The organism is Pseudoalteromonas sp. P1-30, from assembly GCF_001400005.1.
GTDB lineage: Bacteria > Pseudomonadota > Gammaproteobacteria > Enterobacterales > Alteromonadaceae > Pseudoalteromonas > Pseudoalteromonas atlantica.
This window is the reverse complement of sequence record NZ_LKBC01000002.1, coordinates 565,423-580,106: the sequence shown is the minus strand read 5'-3', so window position 1 is coordinate 580,106 and position 14,684 is coordinate 565,423. Positions and strand designations below refer to the sequence as shown.

Here is a 14,684-nt window from a genome sequence, read left to right as displayed (position 1 = left end):
AACTGGGTTAAAATACTCATCTTATAAATTAGACTTTAGTCGCTTTTTTATCATCTATATGGTGGCTAAGTTTACCTTTAATTTGCACCTTAAGTGTATTGTTCATATCTTAACGTACACTTACTAAATTTATTGTTTATGGAAACTGTATCTATGCCAACTACGCCCTCTAAATCACAACACGTTTTAGTATTAAACTGTGGTAGTTCGAGTTTAAAATTTGCCATTATTGATGCTGATAACGGGCATGAAATTATTTCGGGCTTAGCTGAACGCCTAGGTTCAGAAAATCCATCCATTAAATATAAATACCAAGGTGATAAAACCGTTATCACCTTAGCTGCTAATCAAGCGCATGGTGAAGCCATTAATACGCTTGTGAGCCTAATTAAAGATCACCACTTAGATGAGCATTTAATTGCCGTAGGCCATCGTGTTGTACACGGTGGTGAGCACTTTACTCAATCTGCATTAGTAGATGAAAAAGTCATTGCGGGTATTTCAGATGCTTCAAGCCTTGCCCCTTTACATGGCCATGCAAACTTACTGGGTATTTCATCAGCGCAGGCTTCGTTTGCTGGTTTGCCACAGGTTGCTGTTTTTGACACTGCATTTCATCAAACCATGGATAAAGTAGCCTACTTATATGCACTCCCTTACAAGCTATACACAGAGCACGGTGTTCGCCGTTACGGTATGCACGGCACAAGCCACTATTATGTAGCAGGCCAAACCGCTAAATTAATTAATAAGCCTGTTGAGCAAAGCAATTTTATTAGTGCGCATTTAGGTAATGGTTGTTCTGTGTGTGCAATTAAAGGCGGTAAAAGTGTAGATACTAGCATGGGCTTAACCCCGCTTGCTGGGTTAGTAATGGGCACCCGCAGTGGTGATATCGACCCTGGTTTATTTAACTTTTTAACAACACAACTTAATTATGATGCAAAACAAATCGACAACTTACTTAATAAAGAAAGTGGTTTGTTAGGTATTAGTGAACTGTCTAACGACTGCAGAACCATAGAAGAAGCCGCTGTAGCTGGCCATGAAAAAGCCGCCCTTGCACTTGACATTTTTTGCTACCGCCTTGCTAAACAAATTGCCGCCTACATGGTGCCATTACAGCAGTTAGATGCGCTTATTTTTACCGGTGGTATAGGCGAAAACTCAGATATTATTCGCGAAAAAGTAATCACACAACTGGCGTTTTTAGGCCTAGATTGCGATAAACAAGCCAACTTAGATGCGCGATTTGGTAATGAGGGCATTATTAGCTCTGACAACGCGATCACTAAAGCGGTTGTAATGCCAACTAATGAAGAATGGGTAATTGCCCTTGATGCCGCTAACATTGTGAAGGAGCTTTAATTATGGCACGTCGTATTATGTTAATTCCGGTTTCTACGGGTGTTGGTTTAACATCTGTTTCTGTCGGGTTAGTGCGTGCGCTTGAGCAAAAAACCGTGAAAGTTAACTTTTTCAAGCCAATTGCCCAACCACGTACGGGTGAAACAGGCCCTGAAAAGTCGACTCAAATTATTATGCAAGGCTCATCAATTACCCCACCAACTCCCTTTGCATTAAGCTATGCAGAGCAAATGATTGGCGATGGTAAAGGCGATGATTTACTTGAAGAAATAGTAGAGCGCTTTGAAAGTAAAATTAACGATGACGAAGTAGCTATTATTGAAGGTATGGTGCCTACTCGCCGCCAACCTTATGCAGGGCGTGTAAACCGCGAAATAGCCCAAACTCTGGGTGCCGATATTGTATTTGTACTAACCCCTGGTAATTACACCATTACGCAAATTGAAGACCGTTTAGAAATTGCTGCTGGGTATTATGGTGGCATTGATCACCCGCGGGTTTTAGGCTGTATTTTTAACAAAGTGAATGCCCCGCTTGATGAAGAAGGCCGCGCCCGCGCTGATTTGGTCGATTCATACAAAGCAGAAGAGCTCGATAACGAATTAAACCGTTTAGCTTCTTTACCTATTTTTAGAAAAAACCCATTTATGTTGTTAGGCGCCATCCCGTGGGACTTTGATTTAGTTGCGCCGCGCGTTAAAGATTTAAGCGCGTATTTAAAAGCCACCATTATTAACGCAGGCGACATGCTACACCGTCGCTTACGCCGCATTACATTTTGTGCGCGTACTGTATCAAACATATTGAACCACTTTACACCGGGCGCATTATTAGTCACCCCAGGCGATCGTTCAGATATTTTAGTCGCTGCGTGTTTGTCGGCCATGAACGGCACTAAAATTGGTGCTATTTTACTTACCGGTGGTTTTGAACCAGAGCCGCGTATAATGGCGCTGTGTGAACAAGCAATGCAAACAGGTTTGCCTATTTTAGCCACAGAGGCCGATACTTGGCGTACATCATTACTATTGCATAATTTTAATATGGAAGTACCAAGCGATGATGACCAACGTATTGAAAAAGTAAAAGATCACAACGCAGAATATATCGATTCTGATTGGCTCGATACGCTTGCAAAAAATGTTGGCAAAACACGTAAGCTCTCTCCTCCTGCGTTTCGTTATTTACTTACAGATAAAGCCCGTAAAGCGGCTAAAACTGTGGTGCTTCCTGAAGGAAATGAGCCGCGTACTATTAAAGCTGCGGCTATTTGTGGACAACGTGGTATTGCAAAAACAGTATTACTTGGCGATCGCGATGAAATAATGCGTATTGCCGAGCAACAAGGTATTGAGCTTAACGAACATGTAAGTATTGTTGAGCCAAAATCGGTGATTAACGACTATGTTGCACCTATGGTCGAAATTCGTAAAAGCAAAGGCTTAACAGAAGTCGTAGCACAAGAGCAATTACAAGATAATGTTGTACTGGGCACTATGATGCTTGAGCAAGGTAAAGTCGATGGCTTAGTATCTGGCGCTGTTAACACAACAGCTAATACAATTCGCCCACCGCTGCAGTTAATTAAAACCGCTCCAGGGTCATCACTTGTATCGTCTGTGTTTTTTATGCTGCTGCCCGACCAAGTACTAGTATACGGCGATTGTGCAATTAACCCCGACCCTAATGCAGAACAATTAGCAGATATCGCTATTCAGTCAGCCGATTCTGCAGCTGCGTTTGGCATAGAGCCACGTGTTGCCATGATAAGCTACAGCACAGGTACTTCTGGCTCTGGCGCCGACGTTGAAAAAGTGCGTGAAGCCACTCAAATTGCTCAACAAAAACGTCCAGATTTAATTATTGATGGGCCATTGCAATACGACGCTGCGATTATGGAAAATGTTGCTCTTAAAAAAGCACCAAATAGCCCAGTAGCCGGTAAAGCTACGGTATTTATTTTCCCAGACCTTAATACCGGTAACACAACCTACAAAGCCGTACAACGTAGTGCCGATCTAATCAGCATAGGGCCTATGCTACAAGGTATGCGAAAGCCCGTTAACGATTTAAGCCGTGGCGCATTAGTCGATGACATAGTGTACACCATTGCACTTACGGCTATTCAAGCAGCTCAAGTTGAAGCGCTCGAAAACGCCTAAATCAAACTAGTGCTTTTTATAGCCTAGCTAATATTTACTTATTAATTAGTTAGTTAGGCTATTTATACCTACCAATTCCCATACTTATCCACAGAAATTGTGGGTAAGTTTTAAATCCTTATTACCCACAGTCACACAGCCTTTATTTTAGTGGCTGTTACACCTTTAATTTAAAGCCAATAATCTATACTATTAACTGACTCTATACGCTGTTTGCAGGTTATTAATGTCAAAACAAACATTACAATTACACAGCACGCTGTTGTCAATTCATAGTTTAGAAGTGGATGCAGACATTCCTGTAGCGCTATTAAAATTACCCCTATTTTTTATTTCTAAAACTCACGATGAGCTTTCTATTGTTTGCCCTAGTCATTTTGCTATTGAGTGTTTAGATACAGAGCCTGATTGGCAAGCACTTGAAGTGGTTGGGCCGTTGGGGTTTTCTTTAACGGGGATTATGGCCAATATATCTGGCGTGCTTGCAAAGGCTAATATTTCTATTTTTTCTATTTCAACCTACGACACAGATTATATTTTGGTAAAAAAACACACTGCGCAGCAAGCCATCACTGCACTTAAAAACGATGGCTACAATTTAGTAGTAGATCAATAAATGAGAGCAGCCTCTATCAAGTTTTTAGCGCAAAATAAGCTCCCCGCCAGCGCATTAAAAATTACCAGCCCTTTTAGCGGCAAAGTCATTGATTTAAACCAACACCCTGAGCCCTTTTTTAAATTTTCTACCCTTGGGCCAACTATGTTGGTTGCATTAAGTAATCATAAAATTTTAGCGCCCTTTGATGGCACTTTAGTGCAGGTTAAAAATGCAGGATGTGAATTTATTCTCCAAGCAAATAACGGTTTAAAGGTTCTCATTAACTTGTCACTACCGGCGCAGCAGCCTATTACACACACACATATTGCACAGCTAAATGGCAGCAAAATAAGCAAAGGGCAGCGCTTAGCTTACTTTGATTTACGCGAACTTAAATCGCCCTTACTGGCCAGCTTGGTGCTATTAAATGGCCATAACTTAGGCACTTTTCATTATTCACACACGCACGTAAATGCGGGTGTAGACCCCCTTTTAACTATTATTAAGAAGAACTAAACCTATGATCACTCTTTACGGCATTAGTAATTGCGACACCATTAAAAAAGCCAAAAAATACCTCGCCGACAACAACATAGATTTTACCTTTCACGATTACCGAAAAGACGGTGTAAACGAGCAGCTTGTAAGCGAATTTGCTGAGCATATTGACTGGGAGCAATTAGTTAATAAGCGTGGCACAACCTATCGTGCACTCTGTGATGAGCAAAAGCAAAACCTAAGCAAAGACACTGCTATAACATTACTTGTAGAGCAACCAGCTATGATCAAGCGCCCAGTGCTTGTTAATAACAACAGCTACCACTTAGGCTTTAAAGCTGCGCAATACGATGAGATATTTAAATAATGACACATGAAGTACTTGCACTTGCACAAGCGCTTATTCAGCGCGAGTCGGTAACCCCTGAAGATGCAGGTTGCCAACCAATGATGAACGAGCGTTTAAAAGCCCTAGGCTTTAATATTGAGTCGTTATTTTTTACCGATACACTCAATACATGGGCCCGTAAAGGAAACGAGTCGCCACACTTTTGTTTTGCAGGCCATACCGATGTAGTCCCTACAGGACCTGCACAAAACTGGCAGCACCCGCCATTTTCAGGCTTAATTGAAGATGGTTTGCTGCATGGCCGAGGCGCAGCTGATATGAAGGGCTCTCTGGCGGCAATGCTTGTTGCTACTGAGCGCTTTGTGGCTAAAAACCCTGATCACAAAGGCTCTATCTCATTTTTAATTACCTCAGATGAAGAAGGCCCCTTTATCAACGGCACAACCAAAGTAATAGACACGCTTGAAGCACGCGGCGAAAAAATTGATATGTGCTTAGTGGGTGAGCCTTCATCGCGAGATGTACTCGGTGATGTAGTAAAAAATGGCCGTCGTGGCTCCCTTACTGGCTTTTTAAAAGTAAAAGGTGTGCAAGGCCATGTAGCCTATCCCCACTTAGCACAAAACCCAATTCATTTGGCTGCCCCCGCCATTACTGAACTGAGCCAAACAGTGTGGGACAACGGCAATGAATTTTTCCCTGCAACCAGCTTCCAGGTATCAAATATAAATGGTGGCACGGGGGCCGGTAATGTCATACCGGGCGAGCTTGAGGTGCAATTTAATTTTAGATTTAGTACCGAAGTAACTCATCAGCAACTGCAAGAACGGGTTAATGCTATTTTACAAACGCATGACTTAAACTACGAATTAAGCTGGATAGTAAATGGCTTGCCGTTTATAACCGAGCATGGCCCGTTAGTTGATGCCACCGTAAATGCGATTAAATCCGTCACGGGCTTAACCACTAACCTCGAAACCACCGGGGGTACGTCAGATGGGCGCTTTATAGCGCAAACAGGCGCAAAAGTGATTGAACTAGGCCCCCGCAACGCCACTATTCATAAAGTAGATGAATGTGTAAGCACCGATGATTTAATCGCTTTAGCTGATATTTACGAGCAAATTTTAGAACAATTGTTAACCTAATGGCACTCGATACCAATACATTAGCAATGTGTATCACTGGACAAAGTGATACACACCTCACTGAGATTCAATCGCATCGGTTACATACTGATATTATTGATGACTTTATAGCCCTGCAAAATGGCGCTAAAAATGCTGGTTTTGAGTTGACTATTGCCTCAAGTTTTCGCGATTTTAATCGCCAAGCTATGATTTGGAATAACAAGTTTTTAGGTATACGCCCTGTTTTTAATAAACAGCAACAGATAGTGGATTTAAGCCAACTAAATGAGCTGGAAAAATGCACGGCTATTATGCTCTACTCCGCCTTGCCAGGGGCTAGTCGGCATCATTTAGGTACCGACCTTGATGTGTATGATACCGCTGCAATTAACGATGACTATAAGCTGCAACTTACCCCTGATGAATACCAACATGGTGGGCCATTTGCGCCACTCAGCCAGTGGCTTGATAAAAATCTAGCTAAATATGGTTTTTATCGCCCCTACAAACAGGATTTAGGCGGCGTAGCACCTGAACTTTGGCATATTAGCCATATTAAGCAGTCTCAGCGGTTAGTAAACACATTGAGCGAAGCGATGCTTTACGAATGTATAAGCAACAGCGATTTAGAGGGTAAGTCAGCTATTTTAGATAATTTACCCGCGCTATATAAACGTTTTATAACAAATGTAAGCCCGCCTTAATAGCGGGCTTTTCTTGGCATTACCGCGCTGTATGCTTATTTAATATAAACACCAATACCGAGCCGAGTATTAGTGAGCTTGCAATAATAAACTCCACTGTTACCTGCTCAGATAAAAACAACATACCAGCGATAGCAGCCAGTACAGGCACACATAACTGTACGACCGCCGCTTGCGTGCTTTTTAGTAGCGGCATGGCCACATACCAAATACTGTAACCAATGCCTGATGCAATGGCGCCCGAGGCGCACGCTAGTAACACCCCTTGCATACTTACTGTTTTTAAATAGCCTATTGCTACAAGTAATAAAACAGGAATAGCCACTAAGCTTCTAATAAAGTTAAAGGCGGTGGTCCGCAGCGGCGATACACACGCTTTACCGCGTATACTGTAAACGCCCCATGCAACGCCACTTAACGCCATAAGCGATGCCCCTAACAAAGAAGGCACAGCGGCAGAGGGCAACATTAAATACACAAATCCAGCTAACGCGACAAAAAAAGCCCCCCACTGCAATTTACTTAGCTGCTCTTTTTTATATATGCCCCAACCAATCATGGTAAGTTGCACCGCTGAAAATAAAATAAGCGCACCGGTGCCTGTATCTAGCTCTATATAAGCAATAGAAAAACAAAGTGCATATACCAATAAACTAATACTGCTTCGCCAACTTCCGGTATCACTTAAAATAGCGTCATTAAGCGCCCCCTTACGCTTAAGGTTATACGTATATACAGCCATAATTAAGCCTAAACACACGGCACCACTTACGAGCCTGATAATTGTAAAATTCCACGCATCAATATAACCTTGCGCTAACGCCATACGGCAAAGTAAAGAATTTGCCGCAAAGGCTATTAATGCAACGAGGGTGTATAAAGTGGCTTTCAAAATCGCTCCTTAACTAAAACCTTATAATGAGATGCTTTAAATTGGCTTGCTCAGCCAGCGCTGTATTTAAACAGCTGAGCCATTTAGCTGTAAAGCGGCATTGTTGTAATTACTCTATTCTTATTCGCAGCATTATAACTTTATATACTGCTAAATTGCTGTAATTAAGCGTCTATCCTCTGGCATTCACAAGCTATTCATGATGATTTGCCTACCTTAAATACACGTAATTTAACTAACGCGTGGCTACCTTAGGGAGAATAATTTTCAATCTTCACAGGTCTATATGCCCTAAAGTAGGCTACGCTTTTTTACACTATTTCACACAAATCCAAAACCAGAGTATGTTAATCTTTAAAACCTAACTATATAGGAGTGCTCAGTGCGCCAAAGTATAATTTTAAGTGTTTGTTTTATATTAAGTGGATGCAGCACCATAGGCTTTAATGATTTATTTAACGACTATGCAAGCCAAATGACGTCTGTAAGAAACGCAATTCAAAATAACAATATTGAACAGGCTCAATCACTTATTGCCAACAATAGTAAGTTACACAGTAGCTATTTACTTAACCAATTAGAGCAAGCCCGTTTAAAAGACCTTGCTAACGAGCAAAGTCTTTCACAACAACAATTTGAAAACGTATACGCCCAGGTACAAATAAAACGAGAAGCAGCAAAAATTCAATTAAGTGCAGGGCTTGAACAAAGTAATGCCTTATTTACTAACGACTCTGCCATTACTTATGTACCACCGGCATATGAAATGAGCATGCTACATAGCTACAAAGCACTTAATTATGTATACAACAGTGATTTAGAAGGCGCCTTGGTTGAAATACGTCGCGCTAACAAAGTACAAGTCGATGCGCTTGCTGATAATAAAACACAAATAAACGACACAATAGAGCAAGCACAACAGCATTACCCAAGTATGAGTAATGTGACACGCGGTATTAAAAATGGTTTTCAAAATGCCTTTACGTTTTATTTATCTGCGCTGTTGTACCAAAGTGATAAACAATACGATGATGCCTACATTGATTATAAAAAAGCATTAGAGATTCAACCTGATAATCACTACTTACAGCAAGATGTAATGCGATTAGCTAAAAGGCAAGGTTTTAACCAAGATTTAGAAGAGTTTGAGCGCCGCTTTAGCCCATTAAAGCCCCTTCAGGCTAATCACGGTGAAGTGGTTATATTGGTTGAACAAGGCTTAGTGCCTAAACAAGATGAATTTAAATTACGCTTGCCTATTTATACCTCCGGTGGTGATGCGCGTTTTTACAGTTTAGCAATGCCGGTTTATAAAGATAATGCGTTTATAGCTAACATTAATGGCGTAAATATAGGTTCGCAAAATTTAGAGCTAAACCCGTTAGTGCATATAGAAGCATTAGCGGCTAAAACATTAGAGCAACAAATACCGGCTCGCGTATCTAGGCAAGTATTACGCTTGGTAGCCAAAGAAAAAGTGCGCGCAGAGCTTGCACGTAGCACAGGCGATGTAGGCAATATTATTGCTAATATTTATAATTTGGCGTCTGAGCAGGCTGATACACGTAGCTGGCTTACTTTACCTAATCAAATAAGCATGGCACGTAGCAGTTTAAATGCAGGGTCGCATACACTTTTAATAGGCAACCATGCGCCTATTAATTTTACCGTTAGTAAGCAAGGGTTAACCTTAATTTACCTAACCTCTATTAATAACTATTTTAACTACCATGTGGTTCAACTCTAGGAGTCATCATGAAATATACTTTGCCATTAGTGGCTGCATTAATGCTTGGGGCATGTGCAAGCCAACCTGATACATCAGGCATTTCGGTTGAGCAAAGCAAAAATACATTTAACGAGCAGTTACATGTTGATAATCCTGCTCTAGGTGAAAAGCTTGCCATTACCGATGTTAAAACACGCCAAACAAACCAGTTAACCGACGTGGTAGTAACACTAAGCAGCCAATATAAAAAGTCGCAATATTTACAGTATCAGTTTAATTGGTACGACAAAGACGGGTTTGTAATTAAAGGAAACCACTCACCTTGGCAAGCCTTAACACTGTTTGGTTTTTCTAAAACACAATTACCCAGCTTAGCGCCAACACCGGATGCGGTTACATTTTCGCTCGCTGTAAGAGAAGTGTCTACCGACGCACAAGAATTTAAAGAATAAGGGTTATAAAAATGATCACTACACAATTTAAAACGTTATCGAGTTATGCAGTTATTGGCCTCAGCGCACTCATTTTAAGCGGTTGTGCCAATAAAGCCGTAGTTAGTTATGGCGACGCGCAAGCAGTAGAAACCACCGATATAAACTTTGGCTCTACCGATTTACAAAAAGTAGCCAGCCAAATGACCGACTCACTACTCAGCTCGCCGGTTATTGGTACAATGACCCAAAACAAACGCCCTGTGGTATTTGTTGAGCGCATTAAAAATAAAACCAGTGAACACATAGATACTGAATCTATTACCGACTCAATCTCTACGCAACTGTTGCGCAGCGGTAAGTTTCGTTTTGTTGACATGACCCGTGTTGAATCAGTACGTGAGCAGCTTAACTTTCAAAACGAAGATGCCCTTGTAAATCCAGCCACCGCAGTTGCCTTTGGTAAACAAATTGGTGCGCAATACATGTTGTACGGCAACTTATCGAGCATTGTTAAATCAAATGCTGATAAATCAGATGTGTATTACAAATTTACAATGCGCTTAATGGATATGCAAAGCGGTCTAGTCGAGTGGGCAGACGAAACTGAAATTCGTAAAACGAAAGAAAAATCGACATTTGGTTGGTAATAGTACCAATTAGCTTAATTAACTTATCTATTTTGAGGCTGGATAAACGCGTTGAGAGTTCGGCAGAGAATACTATTTAGTTTGTTTTTAAATGAGAATTTTTAACTTAGTTAGCGACACGTTTAGCCCCAAAATATTTAAGTATTTTTGCGCATTGGTATACATTTCCACGCAAAGGCAAAATATCGCCTTTGCGTAACACCAACAGGAGACATCTATGAAAGCCTTAACCATAGCAATGTGTGCATTGCTTACACTCAGTGCACCAAGTTTTGCGAACTATGAGCGAAACAAAGCCGTGCCTGTACAACAGGTTTTATTTGGCGATGTAAAATCTGTACGTAAAATTACCGAACAAGAGCTTGTGCAAGACAAAAACAATGGCTGGAAAACCTTTGGCGGCGCCCTACTCGGGGGTGTTGTCGGTAATCAATTTGGTGGTGGGAGCGGTCGTACCGTCGCCACTATTTTAGGCTCAGTCATTGGCGGAAGCGTGGCGCATAATAATCAGCAAAAAAGCTATTATAAGCAAACACACCTAGTAGAGTTATTGATTCAGGTAGAAAACGGCGATCAATACATGGTGGTACAAGACCAAGACCGGTCAATGCGCTTTAGTAAAGGTGATAACGTACGGTTGGTCTATTTAAGTGATAATACCGTAAGAGTTGACCGCGCGTACTAATAAGCCAGTATCAGCATTATCGCGTAAATAAAAAACGAGCTATTTAAGCTCGTTTTTTATTTTACAGCGCATTAGTTGGGATTAACTAAACTTGGCGATAGTCTTTAAAAAAGCGCTGCATTTTAAGCATCGCACTCGATAAATCGTCTTTGTTAGGTAAAAACACTAACCTAAAGTGATCAGGCTCTGGCCAATTAAATGCACGCCCATGCACTAATAATATTTTTTCTGCTTTTAGTAAATCAAACATCATTTTTTCATCATCAGTGACATTAAAATGAGCCGTGTCTACTTTAGCAAACGCGTAAAGCGCCCCTTTTGGCTTTTTACAGCTTATCCCTTCAATAGCATTAAGCCCACGCCAAGCAATATCGCGCTGAATATATAATCGCCCGCCTGGGTCGATTAAGCTATCTATTGATTGCACGCCCCCTAGCGCTTGTTGTATCGCATACTGGGCGGGTACATTGGCACACAAACGCATGGACGATAAAATATCTAGCCCTTTACGTAAATCTTCCATTGCTGAGGTGCGCCCGCTTAGTACCATCCAGCCCATTCGAATACCTGCCGCACGGTAGGTTTTAGCTAAGCCATTAAAGGTAATAATGGGCACATCGTCGCATAGCGCACCAATTGAGGTGTGAGTGATGCCATCGTATAAAATCTTTTCGTAAATTTCATCACTAAGCAATAACAGCTTATGCTCGCGCGCCACATTAATTAACTCTAAAAGTAAATCGTCACTATAAACCGCGCCGGTTGGGTTATTAGGGTTAATTAGTACGAGCGCTTTTGTTTTAGACGTAATTTTACTTTTTATATCAGCAATATCCGGAAACCAATCTTGCTCTTCATCACATAAATAATGAACAGGGTTGCCGCCTGCTAATTTAACTGACGCGGTCCACAGTGGGTAATCAGGCGCAGGAATAAGCACTTCATCATCGTTATTTAATAACGCTTGAGTGATCATTTGGATAAGCTCGCTCACCCCATTACCAATATAAATATTATCTACATCTAGGTTATGTAAACCTCGTTGCTGGTAATGCTGATAAACCGCTACACGGGCTGAATATAACCCCTTAGAGTCGCAGTAGCCTTGGGCCGAATACAAATTACGAATAATATCGCGGTGCATGTCCTCTGGCATATCAAAGCCAAACGCCGCAGGGTTACCAATATTAAGCTTTAGTACCTTTTGACCTTCGTCTTCCATTTTTTTGGCTTGCGCTAAAACCGGTCCACGAATGTCATAACATACACCTTCTAATTTGTGACTCTTTTTAATATCTGACATTTTTACCTCTTTGGGGCGAACTGGCTTTATGGAAAAAAATAATTAACTAGGAGTGGGTTTGTTCAATGCGAGGGTTATAACCTAATGGGCTCGGTAAAATTGTGTTACTAGCCCAAGGGTGGTCCTTGGGCAATGCGTGATCAAATTTATTATCGAGAGGCCAAACACGCCCTAGTAAAGTCTAAGACTACCCTAGTAAAGGCGTAGAATGCCAGCGTAATTAGTTGCTTAATACTGAAATAAATTCACGTTAACAAATAAAGTTAATTAGACTCTACCCACGCTCTTAATTGGGCCTGCGAACCACTTACTTGCGCCAATAAATCTGTAGATGCCGTAACAGCTTGCGCTAAGTTATCTTGATTGAGATTAAGCTCAATATCACGGGCTACATCAGATAAACTCGTGGCACCAAACTGTGCCGCGTTCGACTTTAAACTATGGGCATGACGAATCGCCGCTTCTTTATCGTTACCAATGGTTGCAATTACTTCATTACCAAGGCGCTCAAATTCACTGCAGCAAAATTCAAGTGTATCTTTAAACTGCTCACCAAGTAACGACTGCATACTTTCTAAAGCAGCCTCATCTATTTGTACTTCTGTCATATTTTAAGCCCTTCTAAACATTCCGTGTCATTTTATAATTAATAGTATTACTGTATATCTATGCGTAAAAAAATCCAACTTTATTACTTTATAAATGTATAATTATCAAAATACACTCGCAATAAAAAGTTTAATTAATGACTCGCCAAGTTTGTGAACGCTGTTTGTTTACGCCCTCTACCTGTATATGCGGGGCCATTAAACGTTTAACAAATAAAGTTAGCGTGGTTATTCTACAACACCCCAGTGAAGAAAAAATAGCGAAAAACACGGCAAAATTGCTTAATTTGAGCCTAACTGACTGCAAAATAATCAAAGGGGAAAATAACACCGACTTTGCCATGCTCAACTCTTTACCTGTTAAGTCCACGGTACTGCTCTACCCTAATGAGCACGCCACCTACTTAGATGATGCAAAACCAAAGCCAGCCTTAAGTAACATTACGCATTTAATCGTGATTGATGGCACCTGGAAAAAAGCCTATAAAATTTTGCAGCTGACCCCGCTACTCACTAAATTTAAAACAGTGAGCTTTAAGCAGTTACCGCAAAACCGTTACGCTATTAGGAAAGCTCCCAGAGCCGACAGTCTCTCTACACTTGAGGCCGTTGCACATAGTTTGTTGTTAATAGAGCAGCTAAACCCTGCTCCGCTTTACAATTTATTAGATGAATTAATACAAAAACAAACCCAACACATGCCCGAACACGTAAAAGCACGTTACTTAAATTAGCCACCATTAAATGTAAATGCGTAATTACCCAAACAGATTAAAACGCGGATTCACTCGTAAAGGGCCAGACTACCGCTTTGACGACCAAGTTGACTTTAGTGATATTAGAGACACCTTTGGCTTTAGATCTATGGTTGTAGGAAAATGGGTGACCAAAGAAGAGCATTTTATTAGTGCAAACTTAATTTACGATGCCCTAGCCGACCTTGCTCAAATATTACATTTACCGCCCAAAGCCATTGGCCTGCGCGGCAAACTAAATTTTGCCTTTGGGCATGGCGGTCAAAAAGGCGTACAAGCGCATTATAACGCAGCTTCACAAACCCTTGCTTTAGCAAAAAACGCCGGCGGTGGCGCATTGGCTCACGAATGGTTTCATGCGTTTGATCATCATATAAGCGAGCATTTATTCAATGCAAAACCTCGCTTTGGTTTTGCCTCAAAGCTGTGGCTTTCAAATACGCCAAATTTATCTCACCCACTTAATAGTGCGCTAAACGATTTTTACAAAAACGTGTTTTTAGATTTTGATGGGGAAGATGCGAATGAATTTGTACAAACGTGCATAAAACACGACCAAGCACACAACATGAATTACATGAGTATGCCTGAGGAATTAGCAGCACGCTGCTTTGAAGCCTGTATAGATGCTCACAGCACTATTCAAAATAGCTTTTTAGTCAGTGGCTTAAAAAGCAGTAATTTAATTTACCCTGATAATGAGCATATTAATAAAGCAAATAAAGCCCTTAATAAGTATTTTGAACTACTAGGTTATGCACTTCATAAATCTCAATAAGCCACAAACTACCTTGTAAACTTTAATTACGTGAAAAATCTTAT

General features: G+C 41.0%; 16 protein-coding genes. 13 read left to right on the top strand and 3 right to left on the bottom strand.

Annotated elements, in window-relative coordinates:
* Positions 1-153 precede the first annotated feature (153 nt).
* The 7 genes from AN395_RS06095 to AN395_RS06065 all read left to right on the top strand — a co-directional run bounded on the left by AN395_RS06095 (position 154) and on the right by AN395_RS06065 (position 6,809).
* Positions 154-1,368, top strand: coding sequence for an acetate kinase (locus tag AN395_RS06095; protein ID WP_024034025.1), 1,215 nt, complete (start codon positions 154-156; stop codon positions 1,366-1,368).
* Between the two features lie 2 nt (positions 1,369-1,370).
* Positions 1,371-3,530: a phosphate acetyltransferase gene (gene pta, locus AN395_RS06090; RefSeq protein WP_054982399.1), complete on the top strand. Its 2,160-nt coding sequence runs from the start codon at positions 1,371-1,373 to the stop codon at positions 3,528-3,530.
* A 226-nt stretch (positions 3,531-3,756) separates the two neighbouring features.
* Positions 3,757-4,146, top strand: a complete 390-nt coding sequence (locus tag AN395_RS06085; protein ID WP_004587776.1) for an ACT domain-containing protein — start codon at positions 3,757-3,759, stop codon at positions 4,144-4,146.
* Positions 4,147-4,644 (top strand): PTS glucose transporter subunit IIA, encoded by a 498-nt coding sequence (locus AN395_RS06080; protein ID WP_054982398.1) that lies wholly within the window; start codon positions 4,147-4,149, stop codon positions 4,642-4,644.
* A gap of 4 nt (positions 4,645-4,648) precedes the next feature.
* On the top strand, positions 4,649-4,993 hold the full coding sequence (locus AN395_RS06075) for an ArsC family reductase (RefSeq protein ID WP_054982397.1): 345 nt from the start codon (positions 4,649-4,651) through the stop codon (positions 4,991-4,993).
* Positions 4,993-6,123 carry a succinyl-diaminopimelate desuccinylase gene (gene dapE / locus AN395_RS06070; protein ID WP_054982396.1) on the top strand — a complete coding sequence of 377 codons (1,131 nt, stop codon included), beginning with the start codon at positions 4,993-4,995 and terminating at the stop codon, positions 6,121-6,123. The genes AN395_RS06075 and dapE overlap by 1 nt, the downstream gene beginning before the upstream one ends.
* Entirely contained in the window at positions 6,123-6,809 is a 687-nt protein-coding gene (locus AN395_RS06065) for a M15 family metallopeptidase (RefSeq protein WP_054982395.1), read from the top strand. The genes dapE and AN395_RS06065 overlap by 1 nt, the downstream gene beginning before the upstream one ends.
* 19 nt (positions 6,810-6,828) lie before the next feature.
* Here the strand turns inward: AN395_RS06065 and AN395_RS06060 are convergent, their stop codons facing one another.
* Complete coding sequence (locus AN395_RS06060; protein ID WP_054982394.1) at positions 6,829-7,701, bottom strand: DMT family transporter; 873 nt, start codon at positions 7,699-7,701, stop codon at positions 6,829-6,831.
* A gap of 382 nt (positions 7,702-8,083) precedes the next feature.
* Here AN395_RS06060 and AN395_RS06055 point away from each other — a divergent pair, with 382 nt between their 5' ends.
* The 4 genes from AN395_RS06055 (at position 8,084) to AN395_RS06040 (ending at position 11,196) form a co-directional block, all read left to right on the top strand.
* Entirely contained in the window at positions 8,084-9,448 is a 1,365-nt protein-coding gene (locus AN395_RS06055) for a COG3014 family protein (RefSeq protein WP_054982393.1), read from the top strand.
* Between the two features lie 8 nt (positions 9,449-9,456).
* The gene (locus AN395_RS06050; protein WP_004587769.1) at positions 9,457-9,882 is read left to right on the top strand and encodes a YcfL family protein; all 426 of its coding nucleotides are present in this window, start codon (positions 9,457-9,459) and stop codon (positions 9,880-9,882) included.
* A gap of 11 nt (positions 9,883-9,893) precedes the next feature.
* The gene (gene lpoB / locus AN395_RS06045) at positions 9,894-10,511 is read left to right on the top strand and encodes a penicillin-binding protein activator LpoB (protein WP_024032666.1); all 618 of its coding nucleotides are present in this window, start codon (positions 9,894-9,896) and stop codon (positions 10,509-10,511) included.
* A 217-nt stretch (positions 10,512-10,728) separates the two neighbouring features.
* Positions 10,729-11,196 carry a glycine zipper 2TM domain-containing protein gene (locus AN395_RS06040; RefSeq protein ID WP_054982392.1) on the top strand — a complete coding sequence of 156 codons (468 nt, stop codon included), beginning with the start codon at positions 10,729-10,731 and terminating at the stop codon, positions 11,194-11,196.
* Between the two features lie 85 nt (positions 11,197-11,281).
* On the opposite strand, the gene AN395_RS06035 is transcribed toward AN395_RS06040, so the two are convergent.
* Positions 11,282-12,499: a pyridoxal phosphate-dependent aminotransferase gene (locus AN395_RS06035; RefSeq protein ID WP_054982391.1), complete on the bottom strand. Its 1,218-nt coding sequence runs from the start codon at positions 12,497-12,499 to the stop codon at positions 11,282-11,284.
* 263 nt (positions 12,500-12,762) lie between these two features.
* Positions 12,763-13,107 carry an Hpt domain-containing protein gene (locus AN395_RS06030; RefSeq protein WP_004587765.1) on the bottom strand — a complete coding sequence of 115 codons (345 nt, stop codon included), beginning with the start codon at positions 13,105-13,107 and terminating at the stop codon, positions 12,763-12,765.
* 137 nt (positions 13,108-13,244) lie between these two features.
* Between AN395_RS06030 and AN395_RS06025 the strand changes: the two genes are divergently transcribed.
* Positions 13,245-13,841 carry a tRNA-uridine aminocarboxypropyltransferase gene (locus tag AN395_RS06025; RefSeq protein WP_054982390.1) on the top strand — a complete coding sequence of 199 codons (597 nt, stop codon included), beginning with the start codon at positions 13,245-13,247 and terminating at the stop codon, positions 13,839-13,841.
* A 16-nt stretch (positions 13,842-13,857) separates the two neighbouring features.
* Positions 13,858-14,640 carry a CLCA_X family protein gene (locus AN395_RS06020; RefSeq protein WP_054982389.1) on the top strand — a complete coding sequence of 261 codons (783 nt, stop codon included), beginning with the start codon at positions 13,858-13,860 and terminating at the stop codon, positions 14,638-14,640.
* Positions 14,641-14,684: the final 44 nt, after the last annotated feature.

Bases quoted from the DNA above. Each gene is read 5' to 3' on its own strand.
- AN395_RS06095 (WP_024034025.1), top strand. From the start codon at position 154: ATGCCAACTACGCCCTCTAAATCACAACACGTTTTAGTATTAAACTGT.
- pta (WP_054982399.1), top strand. From the start codon at position 1,371: ATGGCACGTCGTATTATGTTAATTCCGGTTTCTACGGGTGTTGGTTTA.
- AN395_RS06085 (WP_004587776.1), top strand. From the start codon at position 3,757: ATGTCAAAACAAACATTACAATTACACAGCACGCTGTTGTCAATTCAT.
- AN395_RS06080 (WP_054982398.1), top strand. From the start codon at position 4,147: ATGAGAGCAGCCTCTATCAAGTTTTTAGCGCAAAATAAGCTCCCCGCC.
- AN395_RS06075 (WP_054982397.1), top strand. From the start codon at position 4,649: ATGATCACTCTTTACGGCATTAGTAATTGCGACACCATTAAAAAAGCC.
- dapE (WP_054982396.1), top strand. From the start codon at position 4,993: ATGACACATGAAGTACTTGCACTTGCACAAGCGCTTATTCAGCGCGAG.
- AN395_RS06065 (WP_054982395.1), top strand. From the start codon at position 6,123: ATGGCACTCGATACCAATACATTAGCAATGTGTATCACTGGACAAAGT.
- AN395_RS06050 (WP_004587769.1), top strand. From the start codon at position 9,457: ATGAAATATACTTTGCCATTAGTGGCTGCATTAATGCTTGGGGCATGT.
- lpoB (WP_024032666.1), top strand. From the start codon at position 9,894: ATGATCACTACACAATTTAAAACGTTATCGAGTTATGCAGTTATTGGC.
- AN395_RS06040 (WP_054982392.1), top strand. From the start codon at position 10,729: ATGAAAGCCTTAACCATAGCAATGTGTGCATTGCTTACACTCAGTGCA.
- AN395_RS06035 (WP_054982391.1), bottom strand. From the start codon at position 12,499: ATGTCAGATATTAAAAAGAGTCACAAATTAGAAGGTGTATGTTATGAC.
- AN395_RS06030 (WP_004587765.1), bottom strand. From the start codon at position 13,107: ATGACAGAAGTACAAATAGATGAGGCTGCTTTAGAAAGTATGCAGTCG.
- AN395_RS06025 (WP_054982390.1), top strand. From the start codon at position 13,245: ATGACTCGCCAAGTTTGTGAACGCTGTTTGTTTACGCCCTCTACCTGT.
- AN395_RS06020 (WP_054982389.1), top strand. From the start codon at position 13,858: ATGCGTAATTACCCAAACAGATTAAAACGCGGATTCACTCGTAAAGGG.